This is a genomic window from Streptomyces sp. NPDC002911 (assembly GCF_053591835.1).
On record NZ_JBSFUO010000019.1, the window covers coordinates 44,982 to 61,581 of the forward strand.

Annotated in this window: 12 protein-coding genes; 2 read left to right on the forward strand and 10 right to left on the reverse strand. The window is 69.4% G+C overall.

Going from position 1 to position 16,600, the window contains the following annotated elements; all coding sequences use genetic code 11:
* Positions 1–94 precede the first annotated feature (94 nt).
* The 3 genes from ACWD04_RS24740 to ACWD04_RS24750 form a co-directional block, all read right to left on the reverse strand.
* The gene (locus ACWD04_RS24740) at positions 95–1,006 is read right to left on the reverse strand and encodes an ADP-ribosylglycohydrolase family protein (RefSeq protein ID WP_451135372.1); all 912 of its coding nucleotides are present in this window, start codon (positions 1,004–1,006) and stop codon (positions 95–97) included.
* Between the two features lie 12 nt (positions 1,007–1,018).
* Positions 1,019–1,678 (reverse strand): histidine phosphatase family protein, encoded by a 660-nt coding sequence (locus ACWD04_RS24745; protein WP_451135374.1) that lies wholly within the window; start codon positions 1,676–1,678, stop codon positions 1,019–1,021.
* Between the two features lie 91 nt (positions 1,679–1,769).
* The gene (locus ACWD04_RS24750) at positions 1,770–2,375 is read right to left on the reverse strand and encodes a YdbC family protein (RefSeq protein WP_451135376.1); all 606 of its coding nucleotides are present in this window, start codon (positions 2,373–2,375) and stop codon (positions 1,770–1,772) included.
* A 202-nt stretch (positions 2,376–2,577) separates the two neighbouring features.
* On the opposite strand from ACWD04_RS24750, the gene ACWD04_RS24755 reads away from it, so the two are divergent.
* On the forward strand, positions 2,578–3,108 hold the full coding sequence (locus tag ACWD04_RS24755) for a TerD family protein (RefSeq protein ID WP_451135378.1): 531 nt from the start codon (positions 2,578–2,580) through the stop codon (positions 3,106–3,108).
* Positions 3,109–3,323: 215 nt separating this feature from the next.
* On the opposite strand, the gene ACWD04_RS24760 is transcribed toward ACWD04_RS24755, so the two are convergent.
* Both ACWD04_RS24760 and nrdR read right to left on the reverse strand, forming a co-directional pair.
* Complete coding sequence (locus ACWD04_RS24760) at positions 3,324–6,233, reverse strand: vitamin B12-dependent ribonucleotide reductase (protein ID WP_451135380.1); 2,910 nt, start codon at positions 6,231–6,233, stop codon at positions 3,324–3,326.
* Positions 6,234–6,386: 153 nt separating this feature from the next.
* Positions 6,387–6,902 carry a transcriptional regulator NrdR gene (gene nrdR, locus ACWD04_RS24765; RefSeq protein WP_451135382.1) on the reverse strand — a complete coding sequence of 172 codons (516 nt, stop codon included), beginning with the start codon at positions 6,900–6,902 and terminating at the stop codon, positions 6,387–6,389.
* Positions 6,903–7,436: 534 nt separating this feature from the next.
* Between nrdR and lexA the strand changes: the two genes are divergently transcribed.
* A complete protein-coding gene (gene lexA, locus ACWD04_RS24770; protein WP_451135384.1) occupies positions 7,437–8,234 on the forward strand; it encodes a transcriptional repressor LexA in 798 nt (265 codons plus the stop codon).
* A gap of 145 nt (positions 8,235–8,379) precedes the next feature.
* On the opposite strand, the gene ACWD04_RS24775 is transcribed toward lexA, so the two are convergent.
* Genes ACWD04_RS24775 through ACWD04_RS24795 form a run of 5 tightly spaced genes read right to left on the reverse strand, consistent with a single transcriptional unit; the run spans position 8,380 to position 16,413 of the window.
* Entirely contained in the window at positions 8,380–10,347 is a 1,968-nt protein-coding gene (locus ACWD04_RS24775; protein ID WP_451135386.1) for an ATP-dependent DNA helicase, read from the reverse strand.
* A gap of 50 nt (positions 10,348–10,397) precedes the next feature.
* Positions 10,398–12,260 (reverse strand): IucA/IucC family protein, encoded by a 1,863-nt coding sequence (locus tag ACWD04_RS24780; RefSeq protein ID WP_451135388.1) that lies wholly within the window; start codon positions 12,258–12,260, stop codon positions 10,398–10,400.
* 60 nt (positions 12,261–12,320) lie between these two features.
* Positions 12,321–13,040, reverse strand: a complete 720-nt coding sequence (locus ACWD04_RS24785) for a GNAT family N-acetyltransferase (protein ID WP_451135389.1) — start codon at positions 13,038–13,040, stop codon at positions 12,321–12,323.
* A 40-nt stretch (positions 13,041–13,080) separates the two neighbouring features.
* The gene (locus ACWD04_RS24790; RefSeq protein ID WP_451135391.1) at positions 13,081–14,994 is read right to left on the reverse strand and encodes an IucA/IucC family protein; all 1,914 of its coding nucleotides are present in this window, start codon (positions 14,992–14,994) and stop codon (positions 13,081–13,083) included.
* Between the two features lie 27 nt (positions 14,995–15,021).
* Complete coding sequence (locus ACWD04_RS24795; RefSeq protein ID WP_451135393.1) at positions 15,022–16,413, reverse strand: diaminobutyrate--2-oxoglutarate transaminase family protein; 1,392 nt, start codon at positions 16,411–16,413, stop codon at positions 15,022–15,024.
* Between the last annotated feature and the right edge of the window lie 187 nt (positions 16,414–16,600).

Sequence of the window (16,600 nt, forward strand, 5' to 3'; positions counted from 1 at the left end):
GCTGTTCGAACGGCTGGGGCCGGCGCTGTGGCAGGACCGTGACAGTAAAACGCCGATACTTGGATAAGGCCCGCCCGAGCCACCCGGCGGACCGTCAGTGGCGGGACGGAGCGAGAGGGACCCAGTCGGGCAACTTTTCGGTCCGGGCCAGCCAGCCCGCCGGAGGGGTGCCGGCCGGCTCTGCGGCCACGATTCCGCCGACGATGGCGCAGGTGGTGTCCACGTCGCCGCCGGCCTGTGCCGTCACCCAGAAGGCCTGTTCGAAGTCGCCGAGGCTCCGCGCCGCCGACCAGAGGGCGAACGGCACCGTGTCGTGCGCACTCGTACGACGGCCGTTACCGAGCACCGCCGCGACCGTTCCCGCGTCCCGGTAGTCGAGCATGTCGCGCGCCCTGCGCAGCCCGGCACCGACCGCGCTGCGGGGCACGAGGGCGATCACGCCGTCGAGCAGGTCCTCCGGCGTCGGCGGCCCTCCCGGAGCGGCGACGAGGGCAGCGGCTGCCGCGACAGCCATGGCCCCCACGACGCCTTCGCGGTGCTGGTGAGTGGTGTACGAAGAGATCTCGGCCTGGTGGGTGGCCTGTTCCGGGTCATGTGCGTACCAGGCGCCCAACGGCGCGATACGCATCGCCGAACCGTTGCCCCAGGAGCCCTGGCCCTGAAAGAGGGCGGACGCCAGCTCCCGCCAGTCGCCGCCTTCCCGCACCAGCCTGAGCAGCCGGTTCACCGCGGGCCCGTAGCCGCGGTCGAAATCGTGGTACCGGGCGAAGGAGTGGGCGAGCGCGTCCTGGTCGATACGCTCGTGCGCGGCCAGCACGGCGAGTACGGAGCAGGCCATCTCGGTGTCGTCGGTCCACTGCCAGCCGTCCGGCGGCAGGTCCCGGTTCTTGAGCAGGGGGTAATTGGCCGGGACGAAGAACTGGGAGCCGAGGGCATCTCCCACGGACAGTCCACGCAAGCTGGCCAGAGCGCGTTCGAAGCGGTCGGAAGCGGAGTCAGCGGTCATCGCCCTGCCACTCTATCCGGTGGTGCCGTACGGCTCAGGGGTTCGCCACTGGACGAAGGGCCGGTCGAGCGTATAGCGGCCGTCCTCACCGAGCAGCAGCGTTCTGGCTTCGCCGTTACCCGGATTGGACAGCGACTCGAATTCCGCCACCGACCAGTGGAACCAGCGCATGCAGAAGAGCCTCATGGTCAGCCCATGAGTGACCAGCAGGACGTTCGGCGGATGGTCGGAGGCCTCGAAGCTGCGGTGCAGGCTCTCCAGGAACGCGTCGACCCGGTCGTACACATCGGCCCCGGACTCTCCCTGCGCGAAGCGGTAGAAGAAGTGCCCGTATGCGTCCCGGTACGCCTTCTGCAGCCTGACATCGTCGCGGTCCTGCCAATTGCCCCAGTCCTGCTCGCGCAGCCGCGGCTCTTCCCTGACGCGCACGTGCCCGGATTCGAGGCCGAACGCCCTGAATGTCTCGTGAGTGCGTCGGTAAGGGGAGACGTAGACGCTGACACGCTCGTCACCGAACGTCTCACGCAGGCGTGAGCCCGTCGCCCGCGCCTGTCTCAGGCCCTTCGCAGTGAGCCTCAGCGCATGATCGGGCACACGTTCGTAGACGGTGTCGTCGGCGTTGCCCTCCGACTCACCGTGCCGGACGAGAACGATGCGTTGCGGTCGTGCCATGCACCGACCCTAGAGGTCGTCCTGCGCGATCGAGCAATTGTGCGGGCTCCGTCGGGCGCATGTGACCAAGGAAACGACTGTACGGGGTGGGTCAGACCGTCCACGACGGGTCGAGCTGCACCACGTCTCCCGTGAGCGAGGCGACGTCCCTCTCGATCTCCGCCCGCGCGGAGAGCCGGGCGACGCCCTCCGGCCGGTATTTGCCGCGTTCGGCGCTGGACTGCCACATGGACAGCACCAGGAACTCATGACCTGGGGCTTCTCCGAAAAGTCCGCGCAGCATCCCGGGGGAACCCGCCATGGCCGGATTCCACACCCGTTGCTGCATGAGCGCGAAATGGTCGACGCGATCCTCGTGCACCCGGCTGTGCGCCACCCTGACCACGTCCGCGTCGGTGAAATGCGGCACGAAACCGGTCTTCACATCGAAGCGGTACTCGAAGAGCTTGACCTGCATGTCCTTGTACATGCCGGACTGCGCGGCGGCCGGCCGGTCGTGCCCGCGGGCCATGAAGGAGTCGTAGAAGACCCGGTTCTCCCAGAACGCGAAGACGTGGGCGACTTCGGGCCGGCCTCGGCTCCACCCGCCGCTCTGACCCCGGAAACCCGGCTCGTCGAGCAGCCCCGCCCACTTCCGCTGCCCCCGCTCGAAACCTCGACGGTCCAACACGGTGCAGCGAATCCACTTGACCAGCACTGCGCCATCGTACGGCGCCCGGCGTGTCGCGGGTCACGCACCGGACGCGCCTGGGCAGTCCGGCACGGACAGCGCACGTCTCCGGCCACACGATGGCCGGAAAGCGACGTCCGTTTCCAACGCGGTTGGATCCACGGACAGTTACGGACATGATCTGAGGATGGAAGAGGTCCGTCGGTCCAGCAGCAAGGAGGCACGTCCGATGAGCACTCCCGACAAGGACATCGAGAAGGTCGAAGTAAGGGTCAAGTGGGACCCCAGCGCCACCGGTGAGCCCGCCAACGACCTCGACATCATCGCGGCCACGTACGGGGCGGACGCGCCCTACGGCAGCCCCGCCTATCTCGTGCACTTCGACAGCAGGTCACCGGACGGCACGATCACGCTGAACCGGGACAGCCGCACAGGGCAGGGTTTCGGCTTCGACGAGGTCCTGACGCTGGAACTGCACCGGTTGTCGGACGCGTACGCCCGGGTCGTGGTCGGCGTTGCCATCCAGCAGCGCGACGGCCACAAGACCTTCGGTCAGATCGAGCACACGGCCGTGCAGGTCCGTGAGGGTTACACAAATCTGGCGGAGGACGACTTCTCGGCGGTGGCGGCCGCCACCGCCGCGGTCGTCGCGGAATTCGTCCGGGACTCCTCGGGTCGCTGGGGTTTCCACGGAGCCGTCCGCGGATTCGACGGTAACCCCGCATCGTTCACCTCGGAGATGGGGAGCCGCTCGAGCTGACGACGGCGGGCGGGCCGGTACCCGGTGCGCGGCAGCCCTCGGTCCCGGCACCCATGCACGCGGCTCCCCATCTCCGAGGTGCCGGCAACGGCGTCGCACTGCTCCAACCGCACGCAGAAGGGGACCGGCCGTCGGCCGGTCCCCTTCGTGAGCTGCTGGTCAGCTACCCGTGCGCACTACACCGGATGCCGGTCCGACGGGATGCCGCCCGGTTTTCAGCTGCACCCGCTGGTCGAGCCGCAGCCCTCGCAGATGTAGCAGGACCCGGCGCGCTGCATCTTCGTACCGCACGAGAAACACAGCGGCGCGTCCGCGCTGATGCCGAGCTGCATCTCGACCAGCTCGGCCGAGGTGTGCGCGGCCCTGGGGGCCGGCTTCTCCGCGACGCTCTCCTCGGGCGACGCGACGGCCTTCAGCGGCTCCACGAGCACCGGAGCGGACTGGGCCAGGCTCCCCGCGTCGAGGTCGTCGTCCCCGAAGGCCGGCTCGTACGATCCGGTGTCGAGGTGACGCTGACGCTCCTCGGCCGAGTGGATGCCGAGCGCGGAGCGCGTCTCGAACGGCAGGAAGTCGAGAGCCAGGCGGCGGAAGATGTAGTCCACGATCGACTGCGCCATCCGCACGTCCGGGTCGTCCGTCATACCGGCCGGCTCGAAGCGCATGTTGGTGAACTTGGAGACGTAGGTCTCCAGCGGCACGCCGTACTGCAGACCGACCGAGACCGCGATCGAGAAGGCGTCCATCATGCCCGCGAGAGTCGAGCCCTGCTTGGACATCTTCAGGAACACCTCACCGAGACCGTCGTCCGGGTAGGAGTTGGCGGTCATGTAACCCTCGGCGCCGCCCACCGTGAAGGAGGTGGTGATGCCGGGACGGCCCTTGGGCAGACGCTTGCGGACCGGGCGGTACTCGACGACCTTCTCGACCGCCGTACGAATGGTGTCCTCGGCCTTGGCGGTGACCGCCTCCTTCTCCTTCTCCTTGGTCTTCGCGGAGAGGGGCTGGCCGACCTTGCAGTTGTCGCGGTAGATCGCGAGCGCCTTGACGCCCATCTTCCACGCCTCGAAGTAGACCTCCTCGACGTCCTCGACGGTGGCGGTCTCCGGGAGGTTCACCGTCTTGGACAGCGCACCGGAGATCCACGGCTGGATGGCCGCCATCATCCGGACGTGGCCCATGGCCGAGATCGAGCGCTCACCCATGGCGCAGTCGAAGACCTCGTAGTGCTCGGCCTTCAGACCGGGGGCGTCGATCACATTGCCGTGGTCGGCGATGTGGGCGACGACCGCCTCGATCTGCTCCGGCTGGTAACCGAGACGGCGCAGGGCCTGCGGAACCGTGCCGTTGACGATCTGCATCGAGCCGCCGCCGACGAGCTTCTTGAACTTGACCAGGGCGAGGTCGGGCTCGAGACCGGTGGTGTCGCAGGACATCGCGAGACCGATGGTGCCGGTCGGCGCGATGACCGAGGCCTGAGCGTTGCGGAAGCCGTTCTTGGCGCCGAGACGGATCACGTCCTGCCAGGCCTCCGTGGCGGCGGCCCAGATCGGCGCGTCCAGGTCGTCGACGTGGACGGCCACGGCATTGGCGTCCGAGTGCTGCTTCATGACGCGCTGGTGGGGCTCGGCGTTGCGGGCATAGCCGTCGTACGGTCCGACGACCGCGGCCAGCTCGGCGGAGCGCCGGTAGGACGTGCCGGTCATCAGCGAGGTGATGGCGCCGGCGAGCGCGCGGCCGCCGTCGCTGTCGTAGGCGTGCCCGGTCGCCATCAGCAGGGCGCCCAGGTTGGCGTAGCCGATGCCCAGCTGGCGGTAGGCGCGGGTGTTCTCGCCGATCTTCTGGGTCGGGAAGTCCGCGAAACAGATCGAGATGTCCATCGCGGTGATGACCAGCTCGACGACCTTGGCGAAGCGCTCGGCCTGGAAGGACTGGTGGCCCTCGCCGTCGTCCTTGAGGAACTTCATCAGGTTCAGCGAGGCGAGGTTGCACGAGGTGTTGTCCAGGTGCATGTACTCGCTGCAGGGGTTCGAGCCGTTGATCCGGCCGGACTCCGGGCAGGTGTGCCACTGGTTGATGGTGTCGTCGTACTGGATGCCCGGGTCGGCGCAGGCCCAGGCCGCCTCGGCCATCTTACGGAAGAGGGACTTGGCCTCGACCTCCTCGATGACGTCACCGGTCATACGGGCGCGCAGACCGAACTTCCCGCCGGACTCGACGGCCTTCATGAACTCGTCGTTCACGCGGACCGAGTTGTTGGCGTTCTGGTACTGGACGGACGTGATGTCGTCGCCGCCCAGGTCCATGTCGAAGCCCGCGTCACGCAGGGCGCGGATCTTCTCCTCCTCCTTCACCTTGGTCTCGATGAAGTTCTCGATGTCGGGGTGATCGACGTCGAGGATGACCATCTTGGCCGCGCGGCGGGTGGCGCCACCCGACTTGATCGTTCCTGCGGAGGCGTCGGCGCCGCGCATGAAGGAGACCGGGCCGGAGGCGTTACCGCCGGAGGAGAGCAGTTCCTTGGAGGAGCGGATGCGGGAGAGGTTCAGACCGGCACCGGAGCCGCCCTTGAAGATCATGCCCTCTTCCTTGTACCAGTCGAGGATCGACTCCATGGAGTCGTCGACGGCCAGGATGAAGCAAGCAGAGACCTGCTGCGGCTGGGGCGTTCCGACGTTGAACCAGACCGGCGAGTTGAAGCTGAAGATCTGGTGCAGGAGGGCGTACGCCAGCTCGTGCTCGAAGACCTCGGCGTCGGCGGGAGAGGCGAAGTAGTTGTAGTCCTCGCCGGCCTTCCGGTACGTCTTCACGATCCGGTCGATCAGCTGTCGCAGACCGGTCTCGCGCTGCGGCGTGCCGACAGCACCCCGGAAGTACTTGCTGGTGACGATGTTGACCGCGTTCACCGACCAGAAGTCGGGGAACTCGACGCCACGCTGCTCGAAGTTGATCGAGCCGTCGCGCCAGTTGGTCATGACGACGTCACGACGCTCCCACGCGACCTCGTCGTACGGATGCACGCCGGGAGTCGTGTGGATGCGCTCGATGCGCAGGCCCTGCTTGGTCGCAGTCGACTTGGCTCCCTTGGTGCGGGAACCTCGTGCCGGGCCGCTCGCCGTCTCTGTCATGCCGCCTCCCATATGTGGGCAAAAACGCCCTGAAGTGCCCAGTTCTTCCCAGGGCACAGTGTGTGTCTGATGCTCCGGACGCCGCGCACAGCGCTCCGGAACAGGCTTGGTGCCGCTACCGCCGGCTCCGCCACCCTGCCGGGCGGCCGGTGATCAATCAGCGGCGGCTGCGGCAGGGGCGGGGACCTCAAGGGTCTCGCCGCCCCCGCGTTGTTCTGCACGGGGCCGCTGCTCGCGGAGCTCCGCGATCGCGGTCTCGAAGTCCTCGAGCGAGTCGAACGCCCGGTACACCGATGCGAAACGCAGGTACGCGACGAGGTCGAGTTCCCGCAGTGGCCCGAGTATGGCCAGACCCACATCGTGTGTCGTCAGTTCGGCGCTGCCCGTGGCCCGCACGGCCTCCTCGACCCGCTGGCCGAGCTTCGCCAGCGCGTCCTCGGTGACAGGCCTGCCCTGGCACGCCTTGCGGACACCCGAGATGACCTTGGTGCGACTGAAGGGTTCGGTCACGCCACTGCGCTTGACCACCATCAGCGAGCAGGTCTCCACCGTCGTGAAGCGACGGGAGCAGTCGGGGCACTGTCGGCGCCGTCGGATCGACGTCCCGTCGTCCGTCGTACGACTGTCCACGACCCGGCTGTCGGGGTGCCTGCAGAAGGGGCAGTGCATGTCTCCGAACCCTCCTTCACAGCACGACTGAATAGCCCTCCGTGCCCTGTTCAGGGCCCCTGAGGACAGTCCCAAGCATAGGCGATGAACTCGACCCCGACGGACCGGGGACCACTACTTGTGGGAAGTGAAAGCAGTACAACCACTACATCTAGGGTTTCGCCCCACCCTCTACCCCCCGCGCGCGTCGCGCTTCCCGAGGGCCGGGGGGCAGCCTACGGCCCGGCACGAGGGTACGGGAAACGCGCGCCAGCCGAGGCCACCGCGCAACCCGCGACAGATCGGGCGGAGGACCCCGAGGGCCCCCTCGGGGTGCGCGCGGGACACACCCCCGCGCGCGGGAACGGACCGGCGGAACGCTAGCGTGACACCCGAAACCCACCGGTCGACCCCGGCCCACCGCATCAGCACATACACCTCCCGGTAAGCCCACGACAGCCCTTTATTTGTTTTTCACTCGAACGTGTGTTTGGCGCAACCTTTCGAAAGCTACTACCGTTGCCTAACCAGGGAGACCATTCGAGAGGGGCCGACGTGACCACCACCGCAGACAGCGCCACCATCACTGCCCAGGACCACCGCTCCCAGGGCCGACTTGAGCCGGTGCATGCCATGAATGACTCAGTCATGAACGCGGAGGGGCCGGAGCCCACGCGACCCGCGCGCTCCTTGCCCGGTCGCCCTCCGGGAATCCGGGCGGACAGCTCGGGACTCACGGACCGGCAGCGGCGCGTGATCGAGGTGATCCGGGATTCCGTGCAGCGGCGGGGCTATCCCCCCTCGATGCGTGAGATCGGCCAGGCTGTGGGTCTGTCCAGTACCTCATCCGTCGCCCACCAGTTGATGGCTCTGGAGCGCAAGGGCTTCCTGCGTCGCGACCCCCACCGGCCGCGCGCATACGAGGTGCGGGGCTCGGACCAGTCCACCACACAGGCGACCGACACCACCGGTAAGCCCGCTGCCTCGTACGTACCGCTGGTCGGCCGGATCGCCGCCGGCGGGCCGATTCTCGCCGAGGAGTCCGTCGAGGACGTCTTCCCGCTCCCCCGACAGCTCGTCGGCGACGGAGAGCTGTTCGTGCTGAAGGTCGTCGGTGACTCGATGATCGAGGCAGCGATCATGGACGGGGACTGGGTCACCGTGCGGCGCCAGCCCGTCGCGGAGAACGGCGACATCGTGGCAGCCATGCTGGACGGCGAGGCCACGGTCAAGCGGTTCAAGCGCGAGGACGGCCATGTATGGCTGCTCCCGCACAACTCCGCCTATCAGCCGATCCCCGGCGACGAGGCGACGATCCTGGGCAAGGTCGTGGCGGTGCTGCGGCGGATTTGAGCACCGCCGGTCAGGACTGGGCCCCGGGATCCCTGCGCCGATCCCGGGGCCCTGACGCGTGACCCCACCTCTGATGCGTCGCCCCGCCGTGGAGCCGGCCGAGTCTTACGGCGGACCGCCCCGGGGATGGTCCCAGATGCCCCCTTCACTGCGCGGCCTTGGCCGCCACATCGATGGCCGCGAGCGAGCGCCGTGCCTGATTGCGGTCCGTGGTGTACCAGAAGTCGGGCAGCGAGGCGCGTAGATAGCTCCCGTACCGGGCGTTGGCCAGCCGGGGGTCGAGCACCGCGACCACCCCCTTGTCGCCCGTGGCCCGGACCAGGCGGCCGGCACCCTGGGCCATCAGCAGCGCCGCATGGGTCGCCGCCACTGCCATGAACCCGTTGCCCCCGGCCTCCTCGACCGCCTTCTGACGTGCGCTCATCAGCGGATCGTCCGGCCGGGGAAACGGAATCCGGTCCATGATCACGAGCTGACAGGCCGGACCGGGGACATCGACGCCCTGCCAGAGGGACAGCGTTCCGAACAGACAGGTCTCGGGGTCCGCCGCGAAATTCTTGATCAGCTCCCCCAGCGTCTCCTCGCCCTGCAACAGGATCGGCTTGTCCTGTCGGCCGCGCAGCTCCTCGGCTGCCGCCTGGGCCGCCCGCATGGAGGAGAACAGGCCCAGGGTGCGGCCCCCCGCCGCCTCCACCAGCTCGGCGAGCTCATCGAGCATGTCGGTACGGGAACCCTCCCGGCCGGGCAGGGCCAGGTGCCGGGCCACGTAGAGGATGCCCTGCCTCGGGTAGTCGAACGGCGAGCCGACGTCGAGGCCTCTCCACTGCGGGATTTCCTCGCCCGCCGTGCCCTCGGGAGCGAGCCCCAGTGATGCCCCCACCCCGTTGAAATCACCACCCAGCTTGAGCGTGGCCGAGGTCAGCACCACCGACCGGTCGGCGAACAGCTTCTCGCGCAGCATGTCGGACACGGACAGCGGCGCGACCCGGACCGACGCCCCGAAGCGGTCGTGGCGCTCGTACCAGACGACGTCGTCCTCCGAGTCCTGGGTGATGCGCTCCGCGACACTGTGAATGGACTCGACGGACGCCATGGCCTGCTTGCGCACCGCGTCCTCGTCCTGGACGGACTTGTCGCGGGTACCGCCGAGGGCGGAGATCACCGTACGCGCGGCATCACGCAAGGCCATCAGTGCGTAGCCGAGGTCTTCCGGCACCTCTTCGAGGCGCCCCGGGAGCGCCAGCTCCATGACCCGCTCGAATCCCTCGGAGGCGGTCAGCAGGGCGTCCGCCGCCTTCTCGTTGACCAGCTTCGCCGCACGGCGTACCGCTCGGTTCACCTGGCCGGGGGTGAGCTCGCCGGTGGCCACGCCGGTGACCCGGGAGACCAGCTCATGGGCCTCGTCAACGATGAGCACCTCGTGCTTGGGGAGCACCGGGGCGCCCTCGATCGCGTCGATCGCGAGCAGGGCATGGTTGGTGACGACGACATCGGCGAGCTTGGCCCGCTCACGGGCGGCCTCGGCGAAGCATTCGGCGCCGTACGCGCATTTGGTCGCGCCGAGGCACTCACGTGAGGATACGGAGATCTGGGCCCAGGCGCGGTCCGAGACGCCCGGTGTCAGATCGTCCCGGTCTCCGGTCTCCGTCTCGTCCGACCAGTCGCGCAGGCGCAGCAGATCCTGGCCCAGCTTGCTCGAGGGCGCCGCCGCTTCGAACTGGTCGAAGAGCCCCTCCTCCTCGTCCTGCGGCGCCCCCTCGTGGAGCCGGTGCAGACAGAGGTAGTTCGACCTGCCCTTGAGCATCGCGAACTGCGGCCGGCGGCGCAGCAGCGGGTGCAGCGCGTCGACCGTACGCGGAAGGTCCCGCTCCACCAGCTGGCGCTGGAGGGCCAGCGTCGCCGTGGCCACCACGACCCGCTCGCCGTGGGCCAGCGCCGGCACCAGGTAGCCGAGGGACTTACCTGTCCCGGTGCCGGCCTGGACGAGCAGATGGGCGTTGTCGTCGACGGCCTCGGCGACGGCCTCGGCCATGGAGACCTGACCGGGCCGTTCCGTACCGCCGACAGCGGTGACGGCGGCGTGGAGGAGCTCGGGGAGAGATGGCTTCGTCATAGCGCGTCCACCCTACGGCGCCCCGCCGACAACATCGATCGGTCCCGGCCTCACGCGGAGGGGTGGAGCGGGTTCGGGACGGTGCCGTGGACGGCGGCGTGCGGGCGCTTCGGCCGGTCGCGGTAACCGTCCAGATGCAGACGGTTGCGGTTGAGACACAGGCGCTCGATCGTCGGCGTCAGCATGTCGAAGATCTCGAACCGCTCTTTGAGGTCCGGGAAGCGGGCGTGGTGCCTCAGGATCTCGGCACGGACGAGTGACCAGAATTCGCCCTCCGGTACATCCAGTTGATCCTCGCAGAGGGGGGACAGATAACGGAAGACACCCACGAAGAGCCCCGAGTGGATGAACTGGGTGAGGAAGGAGGGGTCCTCCGTGAGCAGGATGTCGCGGACGGCCGGGGGCATCGTGTCGTGCTCGGGCAGCCGCCGGGCGCTGACATTCACGTCGTCGACGAAGTCCTTGATCGCTAGACGTACCGGCACGTCGTTCTCGTCGAAGACGACGATGGCGTTCTCACCGTGCGGGGAGAACACCGTGCCGTAGCGGTAGAGGAAGTGCAGCAGCGGCGGCAGCAGCGCGGCGAAGAGCCGGGCCAGCCAGACGGCCGGGGCCAGTCCCGAGCGGGCGACGAGCTCGGCGGTGAAGGAACGGCCGTCGGGGTCCGTCAGCAGCAGCGAGGCCAGCGTGCGGGCCCGTTCGCCGGGTGCGAGCCGTGGTTGGAGTGGCTCCCGCCAGATCGCTCCGAGGATCTCCTTGAACTGGTACGGCGACTCCGGGAGGTGGTCGTAGAGCGGATGCTCGACGGCCACCGACGCGACCTCGCCGAGCAGGATGACGCCGCAGGTGTCCCGGAGGAACGGATCGCCATCGCACAGTCCCTGGACCCACGCGGTGACGGCGGGGGCGGCGAGCGTGCGTTCGGTCGGGAGACCCCGCCAGACGAGGGTGTTGAGGATCGACAGGGGCAGCTTGACCGTGTGCCGGTCGGGCCGCCCCACGTTGGTGAAGGTACGGATGGACTGCTGCGGCAGCCGGAGGTCGTCGTCCGTGTGCAGGAGCACGATGTCGCCGTCCGCGATCGCGGGTGCGAAGAGCGGGACGATCCATTCGTCCCACTGCCAGGGATGCACGGGAAGGAACAGATAGCCGGCGGGATCAAGACCTCGTCCGCGCAGGATCGCCGTGAAGGATTCCCGGATGCGCGGGTCCAGTTCCTGGTCGTAGAGGTCGTCGGGGGCGGCGAGACGGCCCACTCCCCGGTAGCCGGCTATGCCGGTGCTGACAGCGATCCAGGGCAGTACGGTGGCCGACCGGGCTTCGGGGGTGAAGCGTGCGGCATCGGCGGCCGAGAACCCGAGCCGGCCCTTGTTCGCCACGAGCCACGGGTGTCCGGTCTGGTGGCCTTCGAGCTCGGCGTAGGGCAGTTCGGCGAGCTGCCCCGCCCGGAGCGCGGTGTGTTCGAGGTGGGCGTCGGCGGAGAGTGTGGCGGTCAGCTCACGGATGAGGTGGCCGAGCGTGGCGCCGTCGAGGTCGAGGAGACGGCGTCCGCGAGTGAGGAAGCGGAACGGGTCACGGAAAGGGGCGCCGCCGTCGGCGCTCCTGTCCCCGCCGCCGTCGGCGGTCACCTCGCGGACCGTCGCGGGGTCGACGCGCCAGCTGCCGTAGACACCACGCCGGGCGTGGAAGCTCAGCGTCGCGCCGTCATCGAGCGGCACGGTGTAGTGGCCCGTCCGCCCGGCGCCGTCATCCGCCCGGGGTACGGGCTCGATGACTTCCTCGTAGGCGAACTCACCGAGCATCTTGGCGAGAAGCCTCGCCGACACCCGGTCCCAGACGGTCCGGTCGAATTCCGGAGCGTCGAGCGGCTCAGGGGGCTCCACATGATGATGGCTCGCAGGATATGTCGGCACGGGGACTCCTCCGGATGGGACCGATGGGGTTCGAGCGGGCGGGGCGGTGCGGCGAGTTGTTCACAGGCGTTCACGGTGGGCTCGGTCGCGGACCATCAGGGCTGCTCGCTTGCCGGGAAGGTCCACTTCCGCGCAGAAGCGGAACCCGGCGCTCAGGAAGGCGGACACGGACGGGGTGTTGCGCAGGTCCGGCTCCGCGACCACCCGTCCGCAGAGCGGGCGGTGGTCGAGCAGGAGGTCGGCGACGGCCCTGAGCAACACGCTGCCGACTCCCCGCCCACGGTTGCCCACGCCGCCGATGAGGAGGTGGATCCCCATGTCGTGGGGCCGCGCCGGGTAGTGGCGCGCCAGCGGATCGAGATCCGCCCGGTAGATCTCCCAGTAGCTCATGGGCGTACCTCCGAGGACCCCGAGGCACGGGACGCTGCGGCCGTCCCCCGCGAGCTGCTGACGGAGATGAGCGGCGGTGAGCGACTCCGGTCCGGCGAGTTCCCAGAAGGCGGAGACGGCGGGGTCGTTCATCCAGCGGCTGATCACCACCAGGTCGCGTGCGGGGTCCACCGGGACGAGCTGGAACTCCCCGGCCGTGGTGGTGACCGGGCTCCACGTGCCGGGGTCGCCCACGAGAGCGAAGGCCTCGGCCCCTGTGGCGGCAGCCGTGGGGGCGGCACCGAGCAGGGTGAGGAGCTCTTCGGTCAGCCGTAGCTCCAGAGTGTCCTCGGTGCCGGTGACGTCGTGCGGGACGGCACCGGTCTCGGTGTGGGCATCGGCTCGATGCACCGTGACGCTCCCCTCTCGTGGGTTCAGGCGGTCATGTCCTCTAGCCGCGGAGCGGATTGGCGATGGTGACATACACGGACTGCGTGTCGACCGGCCCGACGAGTTCGTCCAGGCCGTGCATCCGGGTCAGCAGGTTGGCCTTGCAACGGAGCTGGCCGGTCTCCAGAAGGTATGCAGGAAGGGAGGAGCCCATTCCGGCGGCGCCTTCGAGGAAGCGGCGGAAGGCGGCGAGGAGCAGCTGTTCGTCGGCGAGCCGCTGGGAGCCGAAGGCCCCGATCAGCCCGAACACGTTGTTGATGCCGAGGTAGTAGGCGAGCCGCTCGTCGGTGACGGCGTCGGAGACGAAGGTGTCGCTGACGGCGCCGATGCCCGGGAGCCTGCGCTCGAGTGCGGACCGGTGGGACTCCCGGAAGTAGTAGCCCTGGTTGTCGCGGTACCTGCCGCCGACGGGCCAGCCGTCCGGGTCGAGGAGTACGAGCGTGTTCTGCTGGTGGGCCTCCAGGGCGACGCCGGCGTGTGCGTCGAGCCAGAGGACGGGGAGGACGACGCGGTCGAGATAGCGCAGGAACCACTCGGCGCACACCGCCCCGGTCGTCCTGCCCGTACGGGACGCCAGCGACGAGACCGTGTCGGCGAGCCGCGAGTGCGTGCCCGGGCGGCCGGACCACGGGCGGGGTGCGGTGAGTCCGGCGATGCAGACCGCGTCGTCGGCCGGGCCGAACGGATTGTGTCGGAGCATCACGTCGAGGCCGGGGACGGGGCTGCCGTCCGGGTGGTCGACGGCCAGCCATGCGGGGTCCCGGACGATGTCGAAGCCAGGGTGTGCCTCCTGCCACCGGTCCGCCAGGCCGGTGCGCAGCAGCCGGTGGACCTCGGCTCCGCGGTGGAGCTCCTTGCGGAGGTTCTCCCGGCGGGAGTTGGTGATGCGCACGCCCAGGGACAGCTTCAGCATGAGGTCGGAGCCGGGGCGGTGCACGGTGCGGACGGAGGAGGTGGGGTGCCAGCGTTCCCCGTACGGACCGAGGTCGTGCAGGAGGCCTTTCTCGCACATCGCGACGACCTCGGGACGGCGCAGGACCTCCGCGGCCTGCCAGGGGTGGAGCGGAAGGGCCGCGGTTCCCTCGGGGAGGCCCAGCCCTTCGGTGTGGGGTGCGAGGAGCGCCTCCGCCGGGACGGGCCTGCCGGCCTTCGTCCACGACGACTCCGTGGCCAGCACGGTGCGGTCCACGGCCAGCCAGTGGAGCGGGAAGGAACCACGCAACTCGGGTGAGTAGAGCAGCGTTTCGGACTCGGAGAGGCCTTCGCGGCTCTTGGGCGTGGGGTGCAGGGGGTGGCCGAGGACGAGGGACTGCTCGGCGGTGAGGAAGAGATCGGCCTCGGGCGACGCGGTGGGTGTGCGGCGCCGGTCCGCGATGAAAGCCGCCGTGTGCCGTACGGAGTCGGCCACCCTGGCCACCAGATCGACTCCGGTGTTCCGCTCGCTCTCACGGCTCAGCAACGCGGCCACGGTGACGGCGTCGACGCCCGGGGCACCGGAGGGCGCGTTCTCCAGAGCGGGCGTCCCGAAGCGGTGCCAGCCCGTCGCCGACCAGTGGACGACCGGGACCGTCAATGCGGTGCCGCTCGCGGGGAGCGGAATGCGCAGCGCGTTTTCCTGCGGACGGGGCAGGTCCTTCTCCCTGGTCCAGCAGCGCAGCAGATTCTCGGTACCGGCCGAGTCGGCCGCCCGAAGCGGGTCCGGATGATCCAGCGGGTCCTGCTCCGTATGCCCGGGGCGGTCCACCTGGACGGCGCCCGTGCGGGTGTCCGCCCCGGCACGCGGGGTTCCGTGCGGACCGGCCTTCTGGCGCGGAACGGTCGTGGACTCGACGGCGAGGGGGCCGTCCGGCAGGTCTTGTCCTCGCTGCTGGCTGGTGGGGGGGCCGTCGGCCTCGGGCGCAGGGGTGGGGTTCACGGCGGTCTTCCTTGTGGGGGGTCCGGATCAGCGGGTCGGCCCGACAGGGGCCTGGCGGTACGGAGAGCGCTCTGCCGCTCGCAGCGCGTCGGCGAGGCGGTCGACGACCGCCGTCGCCTGTTCGTCGGTGAGAGTGAGAGGAGGAAGCAGCCGGACTACGGCGCTGTGGCGTCCGCCGAGTTCGACGATGAGGCCGCGGCGTAGGCATTCCTGTTGCACCGCGGCGGCGAGGGCGGGATCGGGTGGCGGGGCGGAGCCGTTCTCGGCGGTGACGGTGAGCGGATCCGCCCCGGGGTCGACCAGCTCGATGCCGATCATCAGGCCGCGGCCCCGGACGTCGCCGATGCTCGGATGCTCCGCGCTCAGTGCCTGCAGCCTGGCGAGCATGCGCGCGCCCAGCGTTCCCGCGCGTTCGGCGAGCCGGTTCTCCCGTACGTACGCGAGGGTCGCGGCACCGGCCGCCATGGCGAGCTGGTTGCCCCGGAAAGTGCCCGCGTGGGCACCCGGCTGCCAGAGATCGAGCTCGGACCGGTAGACGATCACGGCGAGCGGCAGCGAGCCGCCGATGGCTTTGGAGAGCACCATCACATCGGGCACGATACCGCTGTGCTCAACCGCCCAGAAAGTGCCGGTCCTGCCGACACCGGTCTGCACCTCGTCCGCGATCAGGGCGATGGAACGCTCCTGGGTGATCTCCCGCATCCGGCGCATCCAGCCGTCAGGGGCGGGATTCACGCCGCCCTCGCCCTGGACCGGCTCCAGGATCATGGCGGCCGGAGCGGGCACCCCGCCCTTGGGGTCGTCCAGGAGGTATTCCGTCCAGCGCGCGGCGATGTCCGCGCCCCGCTCCCCGCCGGCTCCGAAGGGGCAGCGGTAGGTCTGCGGGAAGGGCAGCCTCGTCACCCGTACGTCCGTGGCCCCGCCAGAAGCGGCCATGGCACCGGCGGTCATTCCGTGGTACGCGCCGGTGAAGGCGAGGAGTTCGCTGCGTCCGCTCGCTGCCCGGGCCAGCTTGAACGCCGCCTCGACGGCGTCCGTGCCCGCCGGTCCGCAGAACTGGATCCGTGCGTTGTCGGCGAGTTCCCGGGGCAGGGTGGCGAACAGCTCCGTCGTGAAAGCGTCCTTGACGGGGGTGGCGAGGTCGAGCACATGCAGTGGTGCGCCGGAGTCGATGACCTTCCTGATGGCCGCGAGCACCACAGGGTGGTTGTGGCCGAGTGCCAGCGTGCCCGCCCCTGACAGACAGTCGAGATAGCGTCGGCCGTCAGCACCCTCGATGGTCATGCCTCGCGCGCGTACCGGCACGATCGGCAGGGACCGCGCATAGGTGCGGGCCGCCGACTCACGTTGTGCCTGCCGCCGCAGAATCCCTTCGTGCACAGGGGAAAGTGCCACCGGAGCTGGTTCGGTCACGGCCACGGCTGTTCGGTCCTCCTGCTGTAACAGTTGCGTTGCGCCTCGGTACGGCCCCCCGGGCGGACTGCGCCGATGAACGCTTTCCGGACGCCCCCCGTACGTACCAACGACGCCGAACGCGGGAGATCACGGGTATATCGGAAGATCCTTGCGCACGCGGAACCGTGGCCCTGCCGCGCGCCGTCCCCGT